Here is a 22,180-nt window from a genome sequence, read left to right on the forward strand (position 1 = left end):
GAGAGATGGGCGAAAAATTACCCAACTGGAAATTCCTTTTAATATGGACAGTGTTCTTCCTGTTTGGACTGTCGAGCCTGATTGGTGCTATCCGCTGGTGGTAGACCACTGAGGTGGGAATTTATATTACAGACGATTAATGACCCGCTTCGGCGGTTTTTTTATGGGCGCAATATGGCAATGATTACTGGTGCAAAAGGCGGCAGCCAGAAACAGCATACACCTGTTGAACAACCAGACTCGGCGCAGTCTATGGCACGCTGCCGGATGCTGCTGGCGTTAGGAGAGGGTGAATTTGCTGGTGGGCTGGATGCTACCCGTATTTTTCTGGATGGCACTCCTTTGGGTAATGCTGATGGCAGCATGAACTTCGAAAACGTCTCCTGGGACTTCCGACCGGGGACTCAAACTCAAACACCAATTCCCGGCTTTCCTGCTGTTGAAAATGAAATCAATGTTGGCGTATCGCTGACAAAAGCCACTCCATGGGTCAGGGCGATCAGCAATACTCAACTTGACGCTGTTCTGGTGCGTATTGGTATTCCCGGACTTCAGAAGCAGGAGAATAATGGTGATATTAATGGCGCGACAGTTTCATACCACATTGATATTTCCATAGATGGCGGTGCTTACAGCACCGTTATGACTAAAACCGTGACAGAGAAGCTGAGTTCTTTGTACGAGTTGACGCACCGAATTAACCTGCCAAAAGCAAATACGGGATGGCAGGTGCGGGTTGTTCGCGACACAGACGACAGCAACAGTCAGATGCTTCAGAATAAAACGCAGGTGCAGGCCATTACCGAGGTTATTGATGCCAGGCTGCGCTATCCGCATACCGCACTGCTGTATGTGTCGTTTAACGCTAAATCGTTTAACAACATTCCGAAGATTGCGTGCAAGCCTAAAGGCCGGGTGATCCGCGTTCCGCAGAACTACGATCCGATAAACCGCACATATTCCGGTACATGGGATGGGACCTTTAAGTGGGCGTGGTCGAATAACCCCGCGTGGATCTGGTTTGATGTGCTGACCGAACCGCGTTTTGGTCTGGGACGCCGTGTGACACCGGAAATGCTGGACAAGTGGGAACTCTACCGGATAGCCCAGCGTTGTGATCAGAAGGTTCCTGATGGTCTTGGCGGTAGCGGTACTGAACCACGTTTCATTTTTGATGTGTATATTCAGTCTCAGGCCGATGCGTGGCAGGTGATTAAAGACATTGCCGCCGGGTTCAACGGTATGACGTTCTGGGGCAACAACATGTTCAATGTTGTCTCGGATATGCCCGCCGATACATCAAAGCTGCAAATCCTTACGCGAGCATCAGTTGTCGGGAAGCCAGTCTACTCCAGCGGCAGCGAGAAGAACCGGTATTCAAGTGCACTGGTTAACTTCAGCGATCCGGGTAATCACTACCAGGACAGAACCACAGCGGTCATGTTCCCTGAACTGGTGAAGCAGTTTAAGTTTAAACAGACGCAACTGACCGCTATCGGATGTACGCGTGAGAGTGAGGCGCAGCGGCGCGGAGGATGGGCTGTATACTCGAACTCACTCGACCGCATGATTACGCTTACGACCGGGCTTGATGGTTTTGCTTATATCCCCGGTACGGTGTTTGCTTTTGCGGATGAGCGTCTGTCCGGCCGCGTCTACGGCGGTCGAGTGACGGCTTACGATGCAGTACTTAAGGCGGTCACCACAGACCGTGGAACCAGTGCGGTAGCTGGCGATACGCTGATGATCCGCACGCAGGGCGGCACTGTTGAAAACCGCGTTATTCAGGCCGTAAACGGCACGCAATTGGTGGTGGCAACACCATTCACTGCTGCGCCCGCGCCGGATGCCGTATTCGTTATTGATGCCGGGCAGTTGCGCCTACAATACTTCCGCGTCACCAACCTGAAATTCAATGATGAAGAAAACACCTTCACAATCACCGGGGCAGAGTACAACGCATCGAAATATGATGCTGTCGATAACAACGCTCGCCTGGACACGCCGCCGATTAGCCTGATACCAACAGGCATTGTGAGTCAGCCCACGAATATTGTTGTGTCCGGTTATGATGCGGTACAGCAGGGGCAGCGTGTGGCAACGCTGGTAGCGTCATGGGATGCGCCGGTTGATAAAGAGGGTAAGCTTCAGGCGGATGTTGTGGCATACCGCGTGCAGTGGAAGCGTGGCGACAATGAATGGGTTAACGTGCCGGAGACCGGGCTGCGTAATATCGAAGTGCCGGGCATCTTCGACGGCGATTATCTGGTTCGGGTTCGCGCTATCAACTCAGGAGGTGCGTCAAGCCTGTGGGCGACATCTGCGCTGACGCACCTCAAAGGCCGTCAGGGGGAAGTCCCGAAACCCGTTGGCCTTACCGCTACTGATGACGTTGTCTGGAACATAAAAATTAACTGGAGTTTTCCTGTCGATTCAGGCGATACAGCGTATACAGAACTCCAGCGTTCAACTACGGATGACCATGCTAACCCTGTTTTACTGTCTCTGGTTCCTTATCCAACATCAAATTATCAGCACGGAATGATGCCGGCAGGAGTCCGTCAGTGGTATCGGGCACGTCTTGTTGACCGCATTGGTAATGTCGGTGAGTGGACGGACTGGGTGATGGGGGAAACGAGTTCTCAGGCTGATGAATACCTGGGCGACATCAGTGCTAATTTTATGTCTTCCGAAGACGGTAAGGCATTGATGGGGCAACTGGAAACAAGCCTGGAGGCTATTCTTCAGAACACCCTGGCTGATTACGATAACGTAAACCAGCAGTGGGCGCAGTACGGCGAAAACAAGGCTGGCATTATTCAGGCGTCAAAAGTTGCCGCTGATGCTGAAAAATCTGTTGCGAAACTTGAAACTGATGTTGCTGCTCAGTTTGAGGGCACAGAGGCAGCGATTCAGGAAAAAATGACCGCTTACACTGATGCGTCAGGTGGCTCGGCTATCTATACCATGAAAACCGGGATTAAATATAACGGTCAAAATTATGATGCCGGGTTATCGGTAGCTGTAACTATTAATGGGACATCAGTTAACACGCGTGTAGCTGTAAATGCAAACCAGTTTGTTGTTATGTCCGGTTCAGGAAGTAATGTTTATTCTCCATTTGCGATAGTTAATGGACAAGTATTTATCAGCGAAGGGTTTATTCAATACGGGCAGTTCACGTTAGCGAAAGTTGGTTCATGGTATTCAGCTAATTACGTAGCGGGACAGACAGGGACGATCATGAAATCAGACGGTACGTTTGAAGTGAATGGTGCAGTATCTGGACAAGGGAGGTTAAGCATTACAAATATCAGAATTGTTCAATATGACTCTCAGGGCAGGCCATTGGCAGTTATGGGGGCGCCTTTATAATGCAAATGTTTATTGAAGGTACGTCATTTGATGCCGCCAATGCGATGAGCTTCACATATGTCATAGACTTTCTGACAGTTTCTGGCACAGGAAGTAAAACCTATAGCACCTCTGGCTTCGATCTCTCCGTTGTTGGAATGAATAGCACCTTAGCCCCAACAAATACGCAGAGTACCATAGACGCTTCAATATCTGGAACAACCTTAACATGGGACACGGACGTTCCTTTGAGACTGGTTGTGACTGCAACAGCCAGGCAGGGAGCAAATAGTGGTTATTCAGGATTTGCTTTATATACTTATCCAAATAACCAGAGGACAATTAAGTTAGCACCAGACTTTACGCCCTTTGTGTTAAGCGCGGTAATAGATATTGAACCTGGAGCCAGAACCGTAGATACCGGAGTGGCGGTGGGTGATGGGGTGATTATTTTTATGCGCAATAGAAATAATCAAGGAGGCGCTTGCAGTAGATCGCATTTTACTCTGCTTGAGACCGGAACTTATAAGATGCAGTTTACGGCAGCAGCAAACAATCAATTTCCTACCCGGGCTTATGTATTTTCAAGAAAGCTTCCGCCAATACCAAAGAATGGATTCTATCTTTACAAAGACGGAGTAATGGTATGGCATAGTAATTGCCTTCCGCTGGATGCCAAATTCATTAACCAGAGCTATGTAGAATCAGATTATCCATTAGCAGTAACGACAGGAATAACAAACTTTATATACATTCCACAAGACCCAACAGTTCCTGAATATGGTTTCCAGAACTATGGATGCTCTGGTGCAGGAATAGGCTCTAATGGTAAGTGGAGGACGAATAACACGGAGGTTTATCAATCATTTCTGGGTAACGTAGGAATACCATTACCCAAGGGGTGGGTTGTGGGAACAAAGGTTATGTATATAGAGTGCAGTAATTACGATAATTACTACACTTATTCGCTCGGAAGCTAACCGTCACTCAGTAAGCACGTGTTTATCACAAATTGATGTGTCAGTGAACGATTCCTGCGGCATCCACTGCCAGGCAAAATACCCGCCAGAAAGATATTCTGTCGTTTTAAGTGGTTTTCTGATGCCAAATACTGGAATAGAAACCCTGTTCTTCATGATGATTGCTTCGTTGTAACATACCGGAGGGGTGTTGCTGGCGCATCCAGAAATAAAGATGGTCAGGAATATGGAAATAACCGGAAGGTAAATGATTTTCATTATTATTCCTTTTGTGTTGGATTAAATGGTCACCGTTTCATCTTATTAGCACGTTTATTTATCTGAAAATAGATTTAACAGATCAATTTGCATTAATTGATCACTTTTAACGATCAATTGTATTTCAGGAGACACTCATGTCCGCAGGAACATTAACCCTGACGAATAACTCTGCCACTGTAACTGGCAGCGGAACTGCCTTTTCAACTGAGCTGGCCGCCGGTGATTTTATCGTTGTTACCGTCGGCGGGGTCCCATACACGCTCCCAGTTAAGACGGTTAACAGTAACACCTCGCTGACGCTGGTCAGCAACTACACCGGGCCGACGCAATCCGGCGCGGCCTGGTCTGCCGTTCCCCGCGTCACCCTTAATATGGTCACAGCAGCGCTGGTGGCGCAGAGCACTGAAGCGTTGCGTGGACTCAACTATGACAAGCAGAACTGGCAGCAGTTTTTTACTGCTGAAGGCGATGTCACCATGACCCTGCCGGATAACAGCCAGACAACAGGACCCTCTGCGAAGAAACTGATTAACAGTGTTGCCGATAAGGCAAGCAAAGGTGCAAACAGTGATATCACCAGTTTATCTGGCCTTACTACTGCACTCAGTATTGCTCAAGGCGGAACTGGCTCGAAAAATGCGTCAGGCGCTCGTGAAAACTTAGGGCTTGGAACTGCATCCACCAGAAATACCGGAACGTCTGGTGAAAACATTCCTCTTATGTCAACAGAGAATACGTGGTCGGAAAATCAGAATTTTAATGCGAACTTTAAAATTACCAACGGTATCCCTAATTTCTCATTAATGTCATCCGGAGCGAATGGTGCGGTAATTGGCAAAACCATACTGTTTGTTAATGATGCTAATGGTGCAAACACGTACTACGCGCGCCGCTTTGGTGATGGGAGTTCAGCAGCCAACCAGGTTGTGGTTTATCTTCCGACGACTTCTGGAACGATAGCTCTTAGCGGTACGTCAGACCGTAATTACAAACACGAAATCGAGCCGTATGATGGCGTTCAGTCGCTTCAGAACATTGAGGCAATGGAGCTGGTCACATTCGTGTTTAACGATGATGAGAAGGAGAGAACGCGGAGAGGAGTTATTGCACAGCAAATTGAAACTATTGACCCGTCATACGTGAAGCGCACATACGAGCCCATAGACGACGACGGTAATACCCGTGAGCGTATTGTACTGGATAATAACCCCCTGCTTCTTGATGCGCTATGTGCAATTCAGGTGCTCAGTAAAAGGGTGTCCGTACTTGAGGGGATGGTACAGGAAAAATCCGGGGAAAATGATAAAAATACACAAAAATCAGAACAGGAAAGCCAGAATTAAAAGCCGGAGGTTGCCGCAACCACACCGTATGCAAGAGTAGGTTGCGGCAGACTGACGAACGTCCGATAGTGCGAGTATTGAATGATAGTCAGTCGCCGCGGATTCTACATATGCAATATGACAAATCAATGCGTTTAATCTGAAACCAGCCACATGTCAGACTCTTCAAACATTTCCTCAAGCATGCGATTCAGCCGTTCTTTCTCAGTTTTTGTGCAGTCGCTGTTTAAGGCGTTAGCCTGCATTGGCTTTACCCTCACCTCAGCACCGGGAAAAATCCGGTGCACTCGCTTCGTCAATTCGGCCAGAATGATGTTACTTGCACCTGGCAACCCGGCAACGTTTCTCTTGTCATAAACCAGCTCAACAAACATTTTTACCCTCTCCCTTTACTGGTTGGATATACAGTATATATACTGTATTTTTATCCAGTGTCAATAGTAGATAGAGGTAACTATGGGCTTCCCTTCTCCGGCAGCGGACTACATTGACCATCGCATATCGCTAGACGAGAAATTTATTGAGCATCCAGCATCTACATACTTCATGAGGGCAGGGCAAACATACTGGCGAGAAGGCATCATGAACGGTGCCTTGCTGGTCGTGGATAGCTCGCTAACGCCGTGTGATGGTTCTCTGCTGGTTTGCAGGATAGATGATGAGTTAAGGATAAAGCGCTACCGAAAGAGAATCAGGCCAAAGCGATGATCACCATGTGGTCTTCCATGAAATCTCACTTTGGTTGCAGTTACAAAGAAATCAGCGGCGACCAGTTTACTGAGGCGCTCTCGATTGCGGCGCGAGTACCTTTGGAAGGTGAGTTCCTCGGTAAGCAGGAAGAACTACCCGCGCCGAAACTGGATATCAGTTTCCCGATGTCCTGGTTCGCAGAAAACGCGCCATATGCAATTATTCGCCAGCAGAGCGGAGACACTGTGTCTCTTGACCGAAACGCTCTTGTCGATTGCAGCCCGGCCTATCGCTTGCTTGATGCTCTGACAAAAGCCGGTTATGACGTTGAGGAAGCAAGGACGGAGATAAAAGCCCTGCGTACCATTATGGCAGAGCAGAGTTGGGCGCTGAAAGAAATCGCCTCCTACACAGGATTAAGGGACAAGGCGTGTCATAGCGTCAGGCTGTAAACCAGATTCACATAATACAAACCCGCTTAACTGCGGGTTTTTTGCCGATGCGCTACGAGTTGAAATGAATAGATATGAGTCAACATGATGTTGACCAGCTAACACCTCTGGTATTAGACTGGCACCAATAGCACAAGCTATTTTTCAATCAGCACTGCCTAAGTGTAACAAGAGGAACTATCCATGGGTCACGCATTAAAAAAGGCAGATCGCTTGTACATTCCGCCTCGTGACAAATCCACGGTGGCGAAACCTCGCGCAGCGATCAGCGAAGCATGTTCACATACCGAGCAGGTAAAGAATGCCTTTGAGTTTGGTTTTGCACGCTACGAAAAGGCGATGGAAGAGCTTTCTAAGGTCTGAGTGCAGGATGGCAGAGCACGCTGAAGGGGTTAACTATCTTTCATTTGAAGATATTGTTTACATCAACAAGGCGCTGATCGAGACGCAGACCCCTAACGAGCCTATAGCTGTACTGAATCCTAACAATCTCAGCTCTTCACAATCCAGGCCAAGCACCATTAGATATTACGAGCAGACAGACGACATGTTTCGCCTGTCTGCTGTGCTGATCGAAAGCCTTATCCAAAATCATCCATTCGCAAATGCTAACAAACGGACCGCCATGATGGCTGGTTACGTTTTTCTATTGCTTAACGGGTATGAACTCACAGCTCCGAGCGATGAAGTTGTGACTATGGCAGAAGGTTTGGCGCGTAAAGATTACTCGGTAGAGGATCTGGAAAATTGGCTCTGCCACTGGTCGCGCGAGTACGATTCACGATCTTTATGCACAGCAAGAGCAAGCCAGATTCATACTCTGGTGGCCGCATCGCATTACATACGAATCATATCTGATGACTAACCCGCCAAATGGCGGGTTTTCTTTTATCCACGGTCTATACATCATCAACGATGCTCGCTCAGGTGAGTTTGATGATTGCCCGGTGATGTAACAAAGTCATCACAAAGCAAAAATCACTAATAATGTGAACGCTGTTTTGTGATGGCTTTCGTGGATCAAATGCGATCCCGAAAATTTCCCGAACGTGACTCGAAATACATGATAAGTGTTTGATCTTGAATGATTGTAATGGTAAGCATTGAAATGTATGTTTTGTGGGTTTTTTGAAGCTAACTTACTGTAACGTAAAAGATAATTCAGGTTGAGCCATAAACAGGAATCGTATTCGGTCTCTTTTTATCTGTAGAACGGGTGCTTTTCCTGAGCCTAATGGCGTTTCGCACTGACCATTCTGAGTAAACCATACCCACACCCGGGCATAAACGTCCAGCGTTTTTTGCTGCTATTGTTAAATTTTTGTTAGGGCGTGACTGAGGACAAAACGCTCATGAAACAGCCTGAAAAAAGCTACCAAATGATCGAGGGGGCGCAGTGGCGGCACATCTGGGTGGTCGGGGATATCCACGGCTGTTTTGCGCTGCTGATGGCAAAGTTGCGGGCCTGTCGCTTTGATCCCTGGCAGGATTTACTGGTCTCTGTGGGCGATCTCATCGATCGCGGCCCTGACAGTTTGCGCTGCCTGCAGTTGCTGCATAAGCGCTGGATGGTGGCAGTCAGAGGGAACCATGAGCAGATGGCGATAGATGCTTTGCACACGTCACAGTGGTCGTTGTGGACGATGAATGGCGGTGGCTGGTTTACGGCGTTGCCTGAGCAGAAACGGCATCAGGCCATGCAGGCACTGGAATATTGCCAGCATCTGCCGTGGATCCTGGAGCTGCATTGCCACGAGGTGACCCATGTGGTCGCCCACGCCGATTACCCGGAAGACGTTTATCAGTGGCAAAAGCCAGTTAACCTTACGGAGGTGTTGTGGCGACGCGCGCGACTGAGTGCGCATCTTGCGGGAGAAGGGACCGCCATCGCCGGCGCTGACCATTTCTGGTTTGGTCATACGCCGCTGCGTCAACGCGTTGACAGCGACAATCTGCACTACATCGACACGGGAGCGGTATTCGGCGGCGAGTTAACGCTGGTACAACTACAGTGATTAAAAGTCGCTGTATTGCCGGGCGGGCGCCCAGAATCCATCGATAAAATCCTCAACCGGAAAGCAGCCGCCCTGACGAATCCGTTGATCGTCCATATAATACAGGCACTGCCGCTCTGTATCGTAAACATCCACTACGATATCTTCGCAACCGCCATCCAGATAACAGACAAACAAAACCAGTGCGAACATCCTTTCCTCATTTTGTACAACCGTAACAAAAGTGTAGGAGGAATTAACGCAAGCGGGAAGGGGGAAATAAATAACCCGCCGGCAGACGGGTTCTTTTTGAATCAGGCAAGACGCATGATCCAGGCATCAGACTTACGATCGTAATGGTTGCGGAAGAGGACCGAATGTTCTCCGTTGAGAAGGGCTGGAATGCTGGTCTCATCGTCCCAGGCATCCAGTTGCATGCATAAATCCGGATCAGATTTACACGGAATGGTTAATGTTCGGTCTCCCGGCGACTCGCCGTGCAACTCGGCATCGTCAATTTCAAAGGCGCCAATGCGCACACTGGTTTTCATCATCGTGCTCTCCGTTGATTCGCTGATTGTGGTACGACCAGTTAGATCGTCCATTTTTCAGCGTAGTCAACGCAGGCAAAAGCGCCAGTCAAAAAATGCGCAAATTTTCTGATTTCAGACGTTACCGGTAAACAGTTTGCCATCACGGACCAGTTCACGCGGGTAACTGTTTTTCAGTCGCGAGCCGATCCGTTTGGCAAGGCCAATCGGCTGATGCTGGAAGGTTACCAGCACATCGTCAGTGGCGGGGGCGGTCTGTGGGTAAACATCGCGACCGCGATACCACTCTTCAGCTTCCTGGTGAGACAGTTCAAACGCACAGCGATGATTGACATCAGCCAGCGCGATGACCGCTTCGTGCTGCCAGCGATAACCTTTGTTATGCGTTTCTGCCAGCTTAATGCCGAGGCGGGAGAAACGGACTTTGCCGATCAACGGTTCAATCTCCGTCGGGAAAAGCCAGACCTCTTTATCACGCTGCCAGAGGTGCAGGTTTTCACCCCAGTGCAGACCGAGGGCATTAGCTGCCTGGATCAGATTCGCGGCTTCGCGACCTTTGACGGGGGTAAAGGGGAAATTGCCCACTTTGTACTTCGGTGTCGGCAGTGCGGGAATGGATGCCGTTTTACGCAGGCGGGCGACGAAGAATCCTTCGCAGTCATAAATCTGCGGGAACACATGCAGGAAACCTTCTGTCGTCAGCGCCTGATTCGCCTCAGGAAAAAGATCGCCCAACGGTAAAAATTCTACCGCCTCGGGCCAGGCCTCCTTCAGCCAGGCCAGCACCGATTCGTTTTCTTCACGATTCAACGTACAGGTTGAATAGACCAGCGTACCGCCAGGGCGCAGGGCGTGAAACGCACTTTCGATCAGTTCGCGCTGGGTTGCGGCAATCTCAAGATTGCTCTCAACGGACCAGTTTTTTAACGCATCCGGATCCTTACGCACCACACCTTCACCCGAGCAGGGAGCATCAAGCAAAATCGCGTCGAACATTTCCGGCAGCGCCGCACCGAATACGCGGCCGTCAAAATGGGTCAGCGCCACGTTATTGATCCCACAGCGACTGATATTGGCATGCAGCACTTTCACCCGACTGGCAGAGTATTCGTTCGCGAGGATCGCGCCCTGATTACCCATGCGCGCAGCGATTTGCGTGGTTTTTGAGCCCGGCGCGGCGGCAACGTCCATCACGCGGCTCGGTGAATTATCGTCGGCAAACAGGGCGGCAACCGGCAGCATGGAACTGGCTTCCTGAATATAAAACAGGCCGCTCAGATGCTCGGCGGTACTGCCGAGCGGCAGCGTATCTTCATCATCGCGCTCAATCCAGAAACCTTCTTCGCACCAGGGAACGGGCGTCAACGACCAGCCATACGGGGCGGTTAAGGTGAGAAAATCGGCCACCGAAATCTTAAGCGTATTAACGCGGATGCTGCGGCGTAACGGGCGCTGGCAGGCGGCGAGAAAATCGTCAAAAGAGAGATGCACAGGCATCGCATCGCGCATTTGCGTCAAAAAGGCGTCAGGAAAATAAACAGCGTGTTGAGTCACGGGGGAGTACCACCGGCAGAAAAACAAGCGCGCAGTGTAGCATAAAGGCTCCGGCGCGAGCACGCCGGAGCCTGATATTAACGTGGCAGCGCGGTACCCCATTCACGCCACTCTTTCGGTTCACTTTCCAGCAGCAGGAAGTGCTTGCCCGCCTGCGCTTTCGGCGCCAGCGGAGTGCCAGGCGGCGTCGCGAAGGCAATGCCGCCGCGAATGAACTGATTAAAGGTACCGGTCTTCACCACGCCGCCAGTCAGGCCGAAGTCCAGACTGTATCCGGACGCCAGCCAGAAGACGGAGTTGTTGCGGACCAGGTGCTGGTAGCGTTGACTGATGCGCAAGGCGATCATCACGCGGTCAGACAGTGTGCCGAGCGTCATGCCGGTGACGGTACCCACTTCAATCCCGCGGAACAGGACCGGCGTACCGATCGCCAGTGAACCCGCTTCGGGGACTTCGAGCACAATACTCAGCCCGTCAAGGTAGCGTGAGTCGGTAATGGTCGCTTCCTGTAGTTCAAAGTCACGGCGCGGATTACCCCGACCCGGCTCGACGTTGATGTAGGGTTGCAGGATCGTGTCGAGATGTTCCACGCCAGCGGCTGAGATTTGCGGCGTAATCACGGAGAAGCGCGTCCCGCCACGGGCGAAGGTCTGCACATATTCCGGATACAATACCGCCTTTGCCTGTACCTCGTTGCGAGAGGTGAGCAGTTCAAGCGTCTGGATCTGTCCGATATCAATGCCGAGGTAGCGAATGGGCATTCCGGCCGCCAGTTTCCCGGCATCAAAGGCGTGCAGGGTAATCTGCCCGCCAACCGCACGTGCGGCGGTTTCGGAGGCATATAAAATGCGCTTATCGCCTTTGCGCTGACTGGCGCTGGCGCCGCTGAGGTTATCAAAGCTGATCGCCCCCTTCAGCGCACGCGACAGGGGAGAGGCCTGCACGGTCAGCCCACTGCCGTTGAGCTGGACCTTAGCCCCGCCTTCGGCCCAGAAGACGCTGTTGCTGGTCAGCAGGTTGCGGTACTCCGGTTTGATGTGCAGATCGATATCAAAGGCATCGGCGCGCGGGCGCACGGTGATCACTTCGCCCACTTCAAATTTACGATACAGCACCACGGAACCGGCCTGCACGTCCGGCAATGTTTCCGCACGCAGGCTCAGGGTGGTGGTCGGCAGATCGCTCAGGCTATTCTCTACCGCTTTTTCCAGGTTGGCATACAGCGGATAGCTGGACTTCATTTCCCCTTTGCTGCCTGGCAATATGCGAATACCGCCGCTGATCCATTCGCTGGCGCTGGCGCCGAGGAACTCAACGCCATCCAGACCCACTTTGACATCCACACGGCTGTTGACCACGAATTTGCTGTCACCCTGGACCAGGTCACGATGTTGCGGATCGACCGCCACGGTAAACTCGACCCCTTTGCTGGTCAGCTTACGTTCGATTACCTGGCCCACCTGGACGCCGTGGAGGATCAGCGGTTGCCCCGCATCGATACCGTAGCTTTCGGGCGCGGTCAGGGTAAAGGTCAGGACGTCCGGTTCGTGGAGCAGCGCTTTTTCACCGGGGACAACCACAAACTCGCTGCGCGGTTCACCGGCGCCGGGCACCAGTTCAAAGGTTTTGCCCGTCAGCAACGAACTGATGTTAGCGTCACTTAGCGAGAGTTTGGGACTGCGCAGTTCAATGCGCGTGCCGTCGCGTAACAGCGTCACGACGCTAGGGTCAACGGTCATTTCGCCGGTGACTTTACCGCCAGGCTGTAAATTCAGTCTGGTGAGTTCACCCACTTCCAGCCCCTGATACATCAGCGGCGTGGCGTTCGCTTTCAGCCCTTCGCCGCTGGGGAGTTCGAGCTTGACAATGACGCCGCGCTGGCTGTGCGCCAGGTCGGCGTACAGGCCAAAGGTATCATCCTGATCCGCGACCTTTGAGTCGTCCGGGGAATCAAAGGCGATGGCTCCGTTTACCAGGGCTGCCAGACTTTCCAGTTTGACCTTCGCACCGCTCAGGCTGATATCGGCGTTGACCCCTGACACATTCCAGAAGCGACTGCCTTTCTTCACCAGGTTGGTAAAGCGGCGTTCAACCAGCACATCGATGGTGACGCCCTGTTTGTTCGGGTTAATGCTGTAATCATAAACTCTGCCGACCGGGATCTTACGGAAATAAACCAGCGAACCGCTGTTCAGCGATCCCAGATCGGGTGCATTGAGATGAATCATCAGATCGCCGTTATCCAGCCGATATTTCGGCTGGGTGTCGAGGGCGACGAAATGATCTTGCTCTTTACCTTTACCGGGCATCATGCCGATATAGTTGCCGCCAACCAGCGCATCGAGGCCAGAGACGCCCGCGAGCGACGCTTTAGGCGTCACCAGCCAGAACTGCGTGTCTTCGCGCAGGGCGTCTTTCATGTCGGATTTAATGCTGACCCGCACCTCAATTTTGCGCAAATCCTTGCTCAGGCTGATGTCCTGAACCGTACCCACCTCAACACCCTGATAGCGAACAGGCGTGCGGCCCGGGACAATACCATCCGCAGACATGAAGTCGATGGTCACGGTATTACCGCGATCTTCATAGCTGTTCCATATCAGCCATCCCGCAATCATTAATGCAATCAGCGGGAGTAGCCAGAACGGTGAGATACGGCGTTTTGTTTTAATCTGCGCTTCAGTCTGCGAAGCGGGCGTTTCCTGACTCATGTGCATCCCAAAGTAAGCGGCTGTCCAGCCATTCCACTGCAAGAATAGTCAAAATGACCGCTGAGCCGAAATAAAACGCAGCCGGTCCCATAGTAAAAGCAAGAATCTGGTCGCGGTTAATCAGCGACATGGTTAACGCGATAACAAAAAGATCCAGCATCGACCAGCGACCGATCCACGTGACCAGACGCAAGAGTTGCATTCGCGTGCGTAAACCCTGTTCGCATTTGAACTGAATACTGAGCAGCAGGGTAAACATGACGATCACTTTAGTGAATGGCACCAGAATACTGGCGATAAAGACCACGGCGGCCACGGCGACATTGCTGTTCGCCAGCGACAGGATACCGGACATGATCGTATCTTCCTGTCGTCCGCCGTTCACGTAGATAACCGAGATAGGCATCAGGTTAGCAGGCAGCAGCAAAACAATCGATGCCAACAATGCCGCCCAGCATTTTTGGATGCTCTGGTTTCGGCGCTCGCGTAAGGGAATATGGCAGCGCGGGCAGCGACCACGCGGGTCCGGATAGCCGGTAAAATGGCAGCCGAGACAAACACGCAACTGCTCATCCGGACGCTTTGCCGGTCGCTGCGGATAAAAACGTTCCCACAGCTGTTCAATGTTCAGGTGCGACAGCGTCAGGATGCTCAGGACCACCAGTGCAATAAACGCGTAAAGCCCCACGCCAGGCTGCAAAAAGGCGTAATCCTGAACTTTGATCGACGCCACACCGATACCCACCAGATAGATGTCCAGCATCACCCACTCTTTAAGCCTTTCCAGCATCAGCAGCACCGGGCGTAAATTCATGCCGAGAATATTGCCGAACCACAGGTACGCAATCGAGGTGACGAGGATCAGCGGCGCGCCCGCGACGCAAAACAGCACCATCGCCGCGGTAATGGGATCGCCTTGCTTTGTCATCTGCCAGATCCCCTGCATCACGTTGGCATCAATGCGGATGCCCAGCAGATAGATGTGCAGCAGCGGCTCGCCCCAGGCGAAGGGCATCAGCAACAGCATGGTGACCGCCATCGCCCCCAGCCGCGTCAGCGACCAGTCGCGGCCATCACGAATTTTCGCCTGGCAGCGGGGACAGTATGCGCTCTGGTGAGAACGCATCTTCGGCAGACTAAACAGCAAATCGCACTGAGGGCAACGCTGATAGTGCGCACGAGGCAGTGCTTCGCTGATGGATCGGATCGCTATTTTTTTCGTCGGCGTGATCTGGGGTGTCTTGAGAGCCATGTATCGCGAATCAAAGTGTTAGATTTATGTAATCTTAACTCATGACGGGAATGATCTTGAGCATTAACGCATTTAATGCTTATTTTAATAGGCTGGCAGTATCAGAGTAAGACAACTAAGTGATTATATAATGAACAAGACAGAGCTATACGCGGATCTGAACCGCGATTTTCAGGCATTAATGGCAGGAGAGACCAGTTTTCTGGCCACGCTGGCGAACACCAGCGCACTGTTGTACGAACGTCTTTCGCAAGTGAACTGGGCGGGGTTTTACCTGCTTGAGGGCGATACGCTGGTATTAGGTCCGTTTCAGGGCAAAATTGCCTGCGTACGGATCCCGGTGGGTCGCGGCGTGTGCGGCGCAGCCGTTGCCCACAACCAGGTGCAGCGGATTGACGACGTTCACGCCTTTGATGGCCACATCGCCTGCGATGCGGCCAGCAATGCGGAAATTGTCCTGCCATTAACCGTCAATGGTCATATTATTGGCGTGCTGGACATCGACAGTACGGCGTTTGGGCGCTTCACCGCTGAGGATGAAGAGGGGCTTCGCCGGCTTGTTGCGCAGCTTGAAACCGTGCTTGCAATGACGGATTACAAAAAATTCTTTGCGAGCGTCGCAGGATAATCAACGGATAACGTAGCAATTACTGATGGCGTCATTATAATGACGCCTGTTCATGCCTGCTGCTTGTTGGCTACGTCCGTTGTAATCAGGAAATTTCATGGAAAATCAACCTAAGTTGAATAGCAGTAAAGAAGTCATCGCGTTTTTGGCCGAGCGTTTTCCGCAGTGTTTTAGTGCGGAAGGCGAAGCGCGCCCACTGAAAATTGGCATTTTTCAGGATCTGGTAGAGCGTATTGAGGGCGAAATGAACCTCAGCAAAACGCAACTTCGTTCCGCTTTACGTCTTTATACTTCAAGCTGGCGTTACCTGTACGGCGTTAAGCCGGGCGCAACGCGTGTCGATCTCGACGGCAACCCGTGCGGTGAGCTGGATGAGCAGCACGTTGAACATGCGCGTAAGCAGCTTGAAGAAGCGAAAGCTCGCGTTCAGGCGCAGCGTGCAGAACAGCAAGCGAAAAAACGCGAAGCTGCCGCCGCCGCGGGAGAAACCGAAGACGCGCCGCGTCGTGAACGTAAGCCGCGTCCCGCACCACGCCGCAAAGAAGCGACGGAGCGTAAACCGCGTGCTGAAAAACCAGCCGCGAAAGCGCCGCGCGCACCTCGTGAAGAGAAATTGACTCCGGTTTCGGATATTTCAGCGCTGAGCGTTGGACAGTCTCTGAAGGTGAAAGCGGGCAATGATGCGATGGATGCCACCGTATTAGAAATCACCAAAGATGGCGTCCGTGTACAGCTGAATTCGGGTATGTCTTTGATTGTACGCGCAGAACACCTGGTGTTCTGAAACGGAGGCCAGGCCTGGCATGAACACATTTTTTAGGCTTACCGCGTTAGCTGGCCTGCTTGCAATAGCAGGCCAGACCTTCGCAGTGGACGACATTACGCGTGCCGATCAGATTCCTGTTCTTAAGGAAGAGACACAGCACGCGACGGTGAGTGAACGCGTCACGTCGCGTTTTACGCGTTCTCACTACCGTCAGTTCGATCTCGATTCGGCCTTTTCCGCCAAAATTTTCGACCGCTATCTGAATTTACTCGACTACAGCCACAATGTGCTGTTGGCAGGGGATGTCGAACAGTTTGCGAAGAAGAAAGGGCAACTGGGTGACGAATTGCGTTCGGGTAAGCTCGACGTTTTTTACGATCTCTATAATCTGGCGCAAAAACGCCGCTTCGAGCGTTTTCAGTACGCACTGAAAGTGCTGGAACGTCCGATGGACTTCACCGGAACTGACACCTTCAATCTCGATCGCAGCAAAGCGCCCTGGCCAAAAGATGAGGCTGAGCTGAATGCGCTGTGGGACGGCAAGGTGAAGTTCGATGAGTTAAGTCTGAAACTGACCGGCAAGAACGATAAAGAAATTCGCGAGACGCTGACGCGTCGCTATAAATCCGCGATCCGTCGTCTGACGCAAACCAACAGTGAAGACGTCTTCTCACTGGCGATGACCGCGTTTGCGCGCGAAATTGATCCGCATACCAACTATCTCTCGCCACGCAATACCGAGCAGTTTAATACCGAGATGAGCTTGTCCCTTGAAGGGATTGGCGCCGTGCTGCAAATGGACGATGACTATACGGTCATTAATTCCATGGTGGCTGGCGGCCCGGCGGCGAAGAGCAAGGCGATTAGCGTTGGCGATCGCATTGTCGGCGTGGGTCAGACCGGTAAGAGCATGGTCGATGTGATCGGCTGGCGCCTGGATGACGTTGTGGCACTTATCAAAGGGCCAAAAGGCAGCAAGGTTCGTCTTGAAGTTCTGCCGGCCGGCAAAGGCACAAAAACCCGTATTGTCACACTGACGCGTGAACGTATCCGTCTGGAAGACCGCGCCGTTAAAATGTCTGTGAAGACGGTAGGTAAAGAGAAAGTCGGCGTACTGGATATACCGGGCTTCTACGTTGGCCTGACTGACGATGTCAAAGTTCAGTTACAGAAACTGGAAAAACAGAACGTCAGCAGTATCGTCATCGATCTGAGAACTAACGGCGGCGGGGCGCTGACGGAGGCAGTTTCGCTGTCCGGTCTGTTTATTCCTTCCGGTCCGGTGGTTCAGGTTCGTGACAACAACGGTAAAGTCCGTGAGGACAGCGATACCGATGGCGTTGTTTATTACAAAGGCCCGCTGGTGGTACTGGTCGATCGCTTCAGCGCGTCGGCATCGGAAATTTTCGCCGCGGCCATGCAGGATTACGGTCGTGCGCTGATCGTCGGTGAGCCGACCTTCGGTAAAGGTACCGTGCAGCAGTATCGTTCGCTGAACCGTATTTACGATCAGATGCTGCGTCCAGAATGGCCCGCACTGGGTTCCGTTCAGTACACGATCCAGAAGTTCTATCGTGTGAATGGCGGCAGTACTCAGCGTAAGGGCGTCACGCCGGATATCATCATGCCGACGGGGAATGAAGAGACCGAAACCGGTGAGAAGTTTGAAGATAATGCGTTACCGTGGGATAGCATTGATGCCGCAACGTATGTGAAATCAGATGATCTGACGCCGTTCGGCCCTGAATTACTCAAAGATCACAATGCGCGTATCGCGCAGGATCCTGAGTTCCAGTACATCATGAAGGATATCGCCCGTTTCAATGCGATGAAGGACAAACGCAACATCGCGTCTCTGAATTACGCACAGCGTGAAAAAGAGAATAACGAAGATGATGCGCTGCGTCTGGCGCGAATCAATGACCGGTTTAAACGTGAAGGAAAACCGGTTCTGAAGAAACTGGATGACCTGCCAAAAGATTACCAGGAGCCGGATCCGTATCTTGATGAAACGGTGAAGATTGCGCTGGATCTGGCGACGCTCGAGAAAGCGAAGCCCGCGGAACAACCCACCGCGACGAAGTAACCTCAGACAGGCACAAGAAATTGTGCCTGTTTTTTTTAACAAGCGCATGAAGTCGTCAGCCTGATACAGAAAAATGTAAAGTTGTGTCTTTCTGGTGACTTACCGGGCATTGATGCTTGAAAATAGCGGTACGACCCATACGATGTGGGTAATCGCATAGTGCGTTTTGTTAAGTTGAGGTTAAAAGAAGATTATGATGCGAATCGCGCTTTTCCTGTTGACGAACCTGGCCGTCATGGTCGTTTTCGGGCTGGTGCTGAGCCTGACAGGGATTCAGTCGAGCAGCGTTCAGGGCCTGATGATTATGGCGCTGCTGTTCGGTTTTGGTGGTTCCTTCGTTTCACTGCTGATGTCCAAATGGATGGCGTTACGCTCCGTCGGTGGGGAAGTGATCGAGCAACCACGTAACGAAAGAGAGCGCTGGTTGATGAATACGGTCGCCACGCAGGCGCGTCAGGCCGGTATCGCCATGCCGCAGGTCGCTATCTACCATGCGCCGGACATTAACGCGTTTGCTACCGGGGCGCGCCGTGATGCCTCTCTGGTTGCGGTCAGTACCGGTCTGCTGCAAAACATGAGCCCGGATGAAGCTGAAGCCGTTATTGCTCACGAAATTAGCCATATCGCGAACGGTGACATGGTTACCATGACGCTGATTCAGGGGGTTGTGAACACCTTTGTTATCTTCATCTCGCGTATTCTGGCGCAGATCGCCGCCGGTTTTCTCGGTGGTAACCGTGATGAAGGCGAAGGCAGCAATGGCAACCCGATGATCTACTTTGCGGTCGCAATGGTACTGGAACTGGTCTTCGGTATTCTGGCGAGCATCATTACTATGTGGTTCTCTCGTCACCGTGAATTCCACGCCGATGCGGGGTCCGCCAAACTGGTCGGTCGTGAAAAGATGATTGCCGCGCTGCAGCGCCTGAAAACCAGCTACGAACCGCAAGAAGCATCCAGCATGATGGCCTTCTGCATCAATGGTAAAGGTAAATCGCTGAGCGAACTGTTTATGACTCACCCGCCGCTGGATAAACGTATCGAAGCGCTGCGCAGTGGGGAATACCTGAAGTAAGCCTGTCGGAAAGAAGAGAAAGCGCGTCCATGGACGCGCTTTTTTTACGCCTGCGCCCGGGGCTGTGTGATGCGCAGACCGCTCACCACCGCTGCAACGGTCGCCAGAATCCCTGCCATCAGCAGAGAAACATGCGTGCCGTTATCCCCGAACTGGTTCAACAGCAGCGCGACCAGCGCCGCGCCTGAACTTTGTCCCAACAGACGGGCGGTTCCCAGCATGCCACTGGCGCCGCCGCTGCGTTCACGAGGCGCTGAGGTGATGATCGTGTGGTTATTGGGCGACTGAAATAAACCAAACCCGGCGCCGCAGAGAATCATCGGCCAGATGATATTCAGATCGGACGGCACGGCAGGAAGTAACACCAGGGCAAACAGGCCACTTGCCATCACCAGCAGGCCCAGCGCGCCCAGCAAACCGGCATGGACGCGTTCAATCAGATACCCGGCCAGCGGCGCCATGACCATTGTTGCCAGCGGCCAGGGGGTAAGCAGCAAACCGGTTTCCACTTCACTGCGTCCCAGTACCGTTTGCAGATAGAAGGGCAGAGAGACCATCGCCAGCATCTGCGCGCAAAAAGAGCAGATTGAGGTACCTATCGACAGGGAAAAAAGAGGAATACGCAGCAGGTCGACCGGCAATAACGGCACCGGTAATGAAAGCTGACGGCGGATAAAGAAATAGCCCACCACCATCATCGCCGCCACTTCGGCACCGATCAGCGTCAGGGGTTGCCCCTGTGCAAAACCACTCAGTGCGGTGATCAACAGACCAAACGTCAGCGCATTCATCACGGCGCTGGGGATGTCAAAACGCGCTTTATTGCTGCGTGAGCCATTAGGCGGCAGAAAGCGCATTGCCAGAATCAACGCAATAATCCCTAACGGCACATTGATCAGAAACAGCCATTTCCAGGAGGCAATTGAGAGGATGGCGGCCGCGATGGTTGGGCCTGCGGCCGCAGAGACGGCGACGATAAAGGAGTTAATGCCCATCCCGCGACCCAGATGGCGCTGAGGATAAATCAGACGAATCAACGCCGTGTTGACGCTCATTAGCGCCGCGCCGCCGAACCCCTGAACGACACGCGCCATCGTCAACATCTGTAGCGAATCCGCGAGTGCGCAAAACAGTGAGGCCAGCAGAAAAACCACCAGTCCGCATTTGTAGATGCGTCGATAGCCAAACATATCGCCCAGAAATGACAGCGACAGTAACGAGACGACAATGGCGATCTGATAGGCGTTGACGACCCATATTGAGCTGGCGGCGGAGGCGTGTAAGTCAGTGGCTATGGTGGGGAGCGCCACATTGGCAATGGCGCCGTCCAGCACGGCCATCGAAATACCAATAACGATGGTTAAAATAGCACCATATCGCTGCGGAAGCGGCAGGCCGTCGGCCTGGGATTTATTCATGAGATTGATAGTTTCTGCGAAGAATATGATCAGGGTAGTGATTTTAGCATTGATATTCCGGCTTTATATCGCAGATTTGTAACGAAGTAAGCAAAGATGGATTGCGGGCGCCTGGCCATGAAATTATAATAAAAAATCGTTCTGATTTTTATAAAACACTCGTAATGAGGTGATAAATGGCTAACGCAGATCTGGATAAACAGCCTGATTCTGTATCTTCCGTGCTGAAAGTCTTTGGCATTCTGCAGGCGCTGGGTGAAGAGCGCGAAATAGGGATTACCGAGTTATCACAACGCGTCATGATGTCAAAAAGCACCGTTTATCGCTTTTTACAGACCATGAAAACACTGGGATATGTGTCACAGGAAGGTGAATCCGAGAAGTATTCTCTGACGCTGAAACTGTTTGAACTTGGCGCTCGCGCGCTACAGAATGTTGACCTTATCCGCAGTGCGGACATCCAGATGCGCGAACTCTCTCGCCTGACGAAAGAGACGGTGCACCTTGGCGCGCTGGACGAAGACAGCATCGTCTACATTCATAAGATTGATTCGATGTACAACCTGCGCATGTATTCGCGTGTGGGTCGCCGCAATCCGCTTTACAGCACCGCGATTGGTAAAGTGCTGCTGGCCTGGCGCGATCGTGACGAAGTGAAGCAGATTCTGGACGGCATTGAGTACAAGCGCAGTACCGGACGCACTATCACCACCACGGAAGCATTGCTGCCGGTGCTGGATAAAGTCCGCGAACAGGGTTATGGCGAAGATAACGAAGAACAAGAAGAAGGTTTACGCTGCATTGGCGTACCGGTATTCGATCGTTTCGGTGTGGTGATTGCGGGTCTGAGTATCTCCTTCCCAACGCTGCGTTTTTCCGAAGAAAACCTGCACGACTACGTTTCGATGCTGCATACCGCGGCGCGTAAAATCTCTGAACAGATGGGCTACAACGATTATCCGTTCTGATGATGTCATGCAGTCGATATAAAGAAACGGCCGGCTTTTTCGCCGGCCGCTTTAATCCTGTGACATTCTGCTTCAGCAATACGCAAGGCACGGATCA

The 22,180-nt window shown here is 52.0% G+C and carries 19 protein-coding genes and 2 pseudogenes; 13 read left to right on the forward strand and 8 right to left on the reverse strand.

The window, feature by feature from the left end; all coding sequences use genetic code 11:
• The first annotated feature begins 174 nt into the window (after positions 1-174).
• Both WM46_RS04795 and WM46_RS04800 read left to right on the forward strand, forming a co-directional pair.
• Positions 175-3,375, forward strand: a complete 3,201-nt coding sequence (locus WM46_RS04795; protein ID WP_102601591.1) for a host specificity protein J — start codon at positions 175-177, stop codon at positions 3,373-3,375.
• A complete protein-coding gene (locus tag WM46_RS04800; protein ID WP_102601592.1) occupies positions 3,375-4,334 on the forward strand; it encodes a hypothetical protein in 960 nt (319 codons plus the stop codon). The genes WM46_RS04795 and WM46_RS04800 overlap by 1 nt, the downstream gene beginning before the upstream one ends.
• Before the next feature lie 3 nt (positions 4,335-4,337).
• On the opposite strand, the gene WM46_RS04805 is transcribed toward WM46_RS04800, so the two are convergent.
• Positions 4,338-4,592, reverse strand: coding sequence for a hypothetical protein (locus WM46_RS04805; protein WP_102601593.1), 255 nt, complete (start codon positions 4,590-4,592; stop codon positions 4,338-4,340).
• Between the two features lie 137 nt (positions 4,593-4,729).
• Here WM46_RS04805 and WM46_RS26590 point away from each other — a divergent pair, with 137 nt between their 5' ends.
• Positions 4,730-5,938, forward strand: coding sequence for a tail fiber domain-containing protein (locus WM46_RS26590; protein WP_102601594.1), 1,209 nt, complete (start codon positions 4,730-4,732; stop codon positions 5,936-5,938).
• A gap of 134 nt (positions 5,939-6,072) precedes the next feature.
• Here the strand turns inward: WM46_RS26590 and WM46_RS04815 are convergent, their stop codons facing one another.
• Positions 6,073-6,312, reverse strand: a complete 240-nt coding sequence (locus tag WM46_RS04815; RefSeq protein ID WP_102601595.1) for a DinI family protein — start codon at positions 6,310-6,312, stop codon at positions 6,073-6,075.
• An 82-nt stretch (positions 6,313-6,394) separates the two neighbouring features.
• Between WM46_RS04815 and WM46_RS26495 the strand changes: the two are divergent.
• The 5 genes and pseudogenes from WM46_RS26495 to pphA form a co-directional block, all read left to right on the forward strand.
• A pseudogene (locus WM46_RS26495) lies at positions 6,395-6,625 on the forward strand (S24 family peptidase); the annotation flags it as partial.
• Positions 6,604-7,080 (forward strand): annotated as a pseudogene (locus WM46_RS04825) (hypothetical protein); the annotation flags it as partial. The pseudogenes WM46_RS26495 and WM46_RS04825, both read left to right, overlap by 22 nt.
• Before the next feature lie 183 nt (positions 7,081-7,263).
• Positions 7,264-7,443: a hypothetical protein gene (locus WM46_RS04830; protein ID WP_102601597.1), complete on the forward strand. Its 180-nt coding sequence runs from the start codon at positions 7,264-7,266 to the stop codon at positions 7,441-7,443.
• Between the two features lie 7 nt (positions 7,444-7,450).
• Positions 7,451-7,945 carry a type II toxin-antitoxin system death-on-curing family toxin gene (locus WM46_RS04835; RefSeq protein ID WP_102601598.1) on the forward strand — a complete coding sequence of 165 codons (495 nt, stop codon included), beginning with the start codon at positions 7,451-7,453 and terminating at the stop codon, positions 7,943-7,945.
• Positions 7,946-8,432: 487 nt separating this feature from the next.
• Positions 8,433-9,095 carry a protein-serine/threonine phosphatase gene (gene pphA / locus WM46_RS04840; RefSeq protein WP_102601599.1) on the forward strand — a complete coding sequence of 221 codons (663 nt, stop codon included), beginning with the start codon at positions 8,433-8,435 and terminating at the stop codon, positions 9,093-9,095.
• Here pphA and WM46_RS04845 read toward each other — a convergent pair whose 3' ends face one another.
• The 5 genes from WM46_RS04845 to yebS all read right to left on the reverse strand — a co-directional run bounded on the left by WM46_RS04845 (position 9,096) and on the right by yebS (position 15,142).
• Positions 9,096-9,287: a YebW family protein gene (locus tag WM46_RS04845; protein ID WP_061077801.1), complete on the reverse strand. Its 192-nt coding sequence runs from the start codon at positions 9,285-9,287 to the stop codon at positions 9,096-9,098.
• A 101-nt stretch (positions 9,288-9,388) separates the two neighbouring features.
• Positions 9,389-9,625: a YebV family protein gene (locus WM46_RS04850; RefSeq protein WP_167382411.1), complete on the reverse strand. Its 237-nt coding sequence runs from the start codon at positions 9,623-9,625 to the stop codon at positions 9,389-9,391.
• Positions 9,626-9,739: 114 nt separating this feature from the next.
• Entirely contained in the window at positions 9,740-11,179 is a 1,440-nt protein-coding gene (rsmF, locus tag WM46_RS04855; protein WP_222859962.1) for a 16S rRNA (cytosine(1407)-C(5))-methyltransferase RsmF, read from the reverse strand.
• Positions 11,180-11,256: 77 nt separating this feature from the next.
• A complete protein-coding gene (locus WM46_RS04860; RefSeq protein WP_061077799.1) occupies positions 11,257-13,890 on the reverse strand; it encodes a PqiB family protein in 2,634 nt (877 codons plus the stop codon).
• On the reverse strand, positions 13,859-15,142 hold the full coding sequence (gene yebS / locus WM46_RS04865) for a membrane integrity lipid transport subunit YebS (RefSeq protein WP_061077798.1): 1,284 nt from the start codon (positions 15,140-15,142) through the stop codon (positions 13,859-13,861). Before yebS ends, WM46_RS04860 begins: the two co-directional genes overlap by 32 nt.
• A 130-nt stretch (positions 15,143-15,272) precedes the next feature.
• On the opposite strand from yebS, the gene WM46_RS04870 reads away from it, so the two are divergent.
• The 4 genes from WM46_RS04870 (at position 15,273) to htpX (ending at position 19,697) form a co-directional block, all read left to right on the forward strand.
• Positions 15,273-15,770 carry a GAF domain-containing protein gene (locus WM46_RS04870; RefSeq protein WP_102601601.1) on the forward strand — a complete coding sequence of 166 codons (498 nt, stop codon included), beginning with the start codon at positions 15,273-15,275 and terminating at the stop codon, positions 15,768-15,770.
• Positions 15,771-15,867: 97 nt separating this feature from the next.
• Positions 15,868-16,554 carry an RNA chaperone ProQ gene (gene proQ / locus WM46_RS04875; RefSeq protein ID WP_043000397.1) on the forward strand — a complete coding sequence of 229 codons (687 nt, stop codon included), beginning with the start codon at positions 15,868-15,870 and terminating at the stop codon, positions 16,552-16,554.
• Positions 16,555-16,573: 19 nt separating this feature from the next.
• The gene (gene prc / locus WM46_RS04880; protein ID WP_061077796.1) at positions 16,574-18,622 is read left to right on the forward strand and encodes a carboxy terminal-processing peptidase; all 2,049 of its coding nucleotides are present in this window, start codon (positions 16,574-16,576) and stop codon (positions 18,620-18,622) included.
• Between the two features lie 193 nt (positions 18,623-18,815).
• Complete coding sequence (gene htpX, locus WM46_RS04885; protein ID WP_042318474.1) at positions 18,816-19,697, forward strand: protease HtpX; 882 nt, start codon at positions 18,816-18,818, stop codon at positions 19,695-19,697.
• A 44-nt stretch (positions 19,698-19,741) separates the two neighbouring features.
• Here the strand turns inward: htpX and WM46_RS04890 are convergent, their stop codons facing one another.
• Complete coding sequence (locus WM46_RS04890; protein WP_102601602.1) at positions 19,742-21,115, reverse strand: MFS transporter; 1,374 nt, start codon at positions 21,113-21,115, stop codon at positions 19,742-19,744.
• A gap of 176 nt (positions 21,116-21,291) precedes the next feature.
• Here WM46_RS04890 and kdgR point away from each other — a divergent pair, with 176 nt between their 5' ends.
• The gene (gene kdgR / locus WM46_RS04895; RefSeq protein WP_061077794.1) at positions 21,292-22,083 is read left to right on the forward strand and encodes a DNA-binding transcriptional regulator KdgR; all 792 of its coding nucleotides are present in this window, start codon (positions 21,292-21,294) and stop codon (positions 22,081-22,083) included.
• The last annotated feature ends 97 nt before the right edge of the window (positions 22,084-22,180 follow it).

The sequence above is a fragment of the Citrobacter freundii complex sp. CFNIH2 genome (genome assembly GCF_002880615.1).
Taxonomy (GTDB): Bacteria; Pseudomonadota; Gammaproteobacteria; order Enterobacterales; family Enterobacteriaceae; genus Citrobacter_A; species Citrobacter_A amalonaticus_F.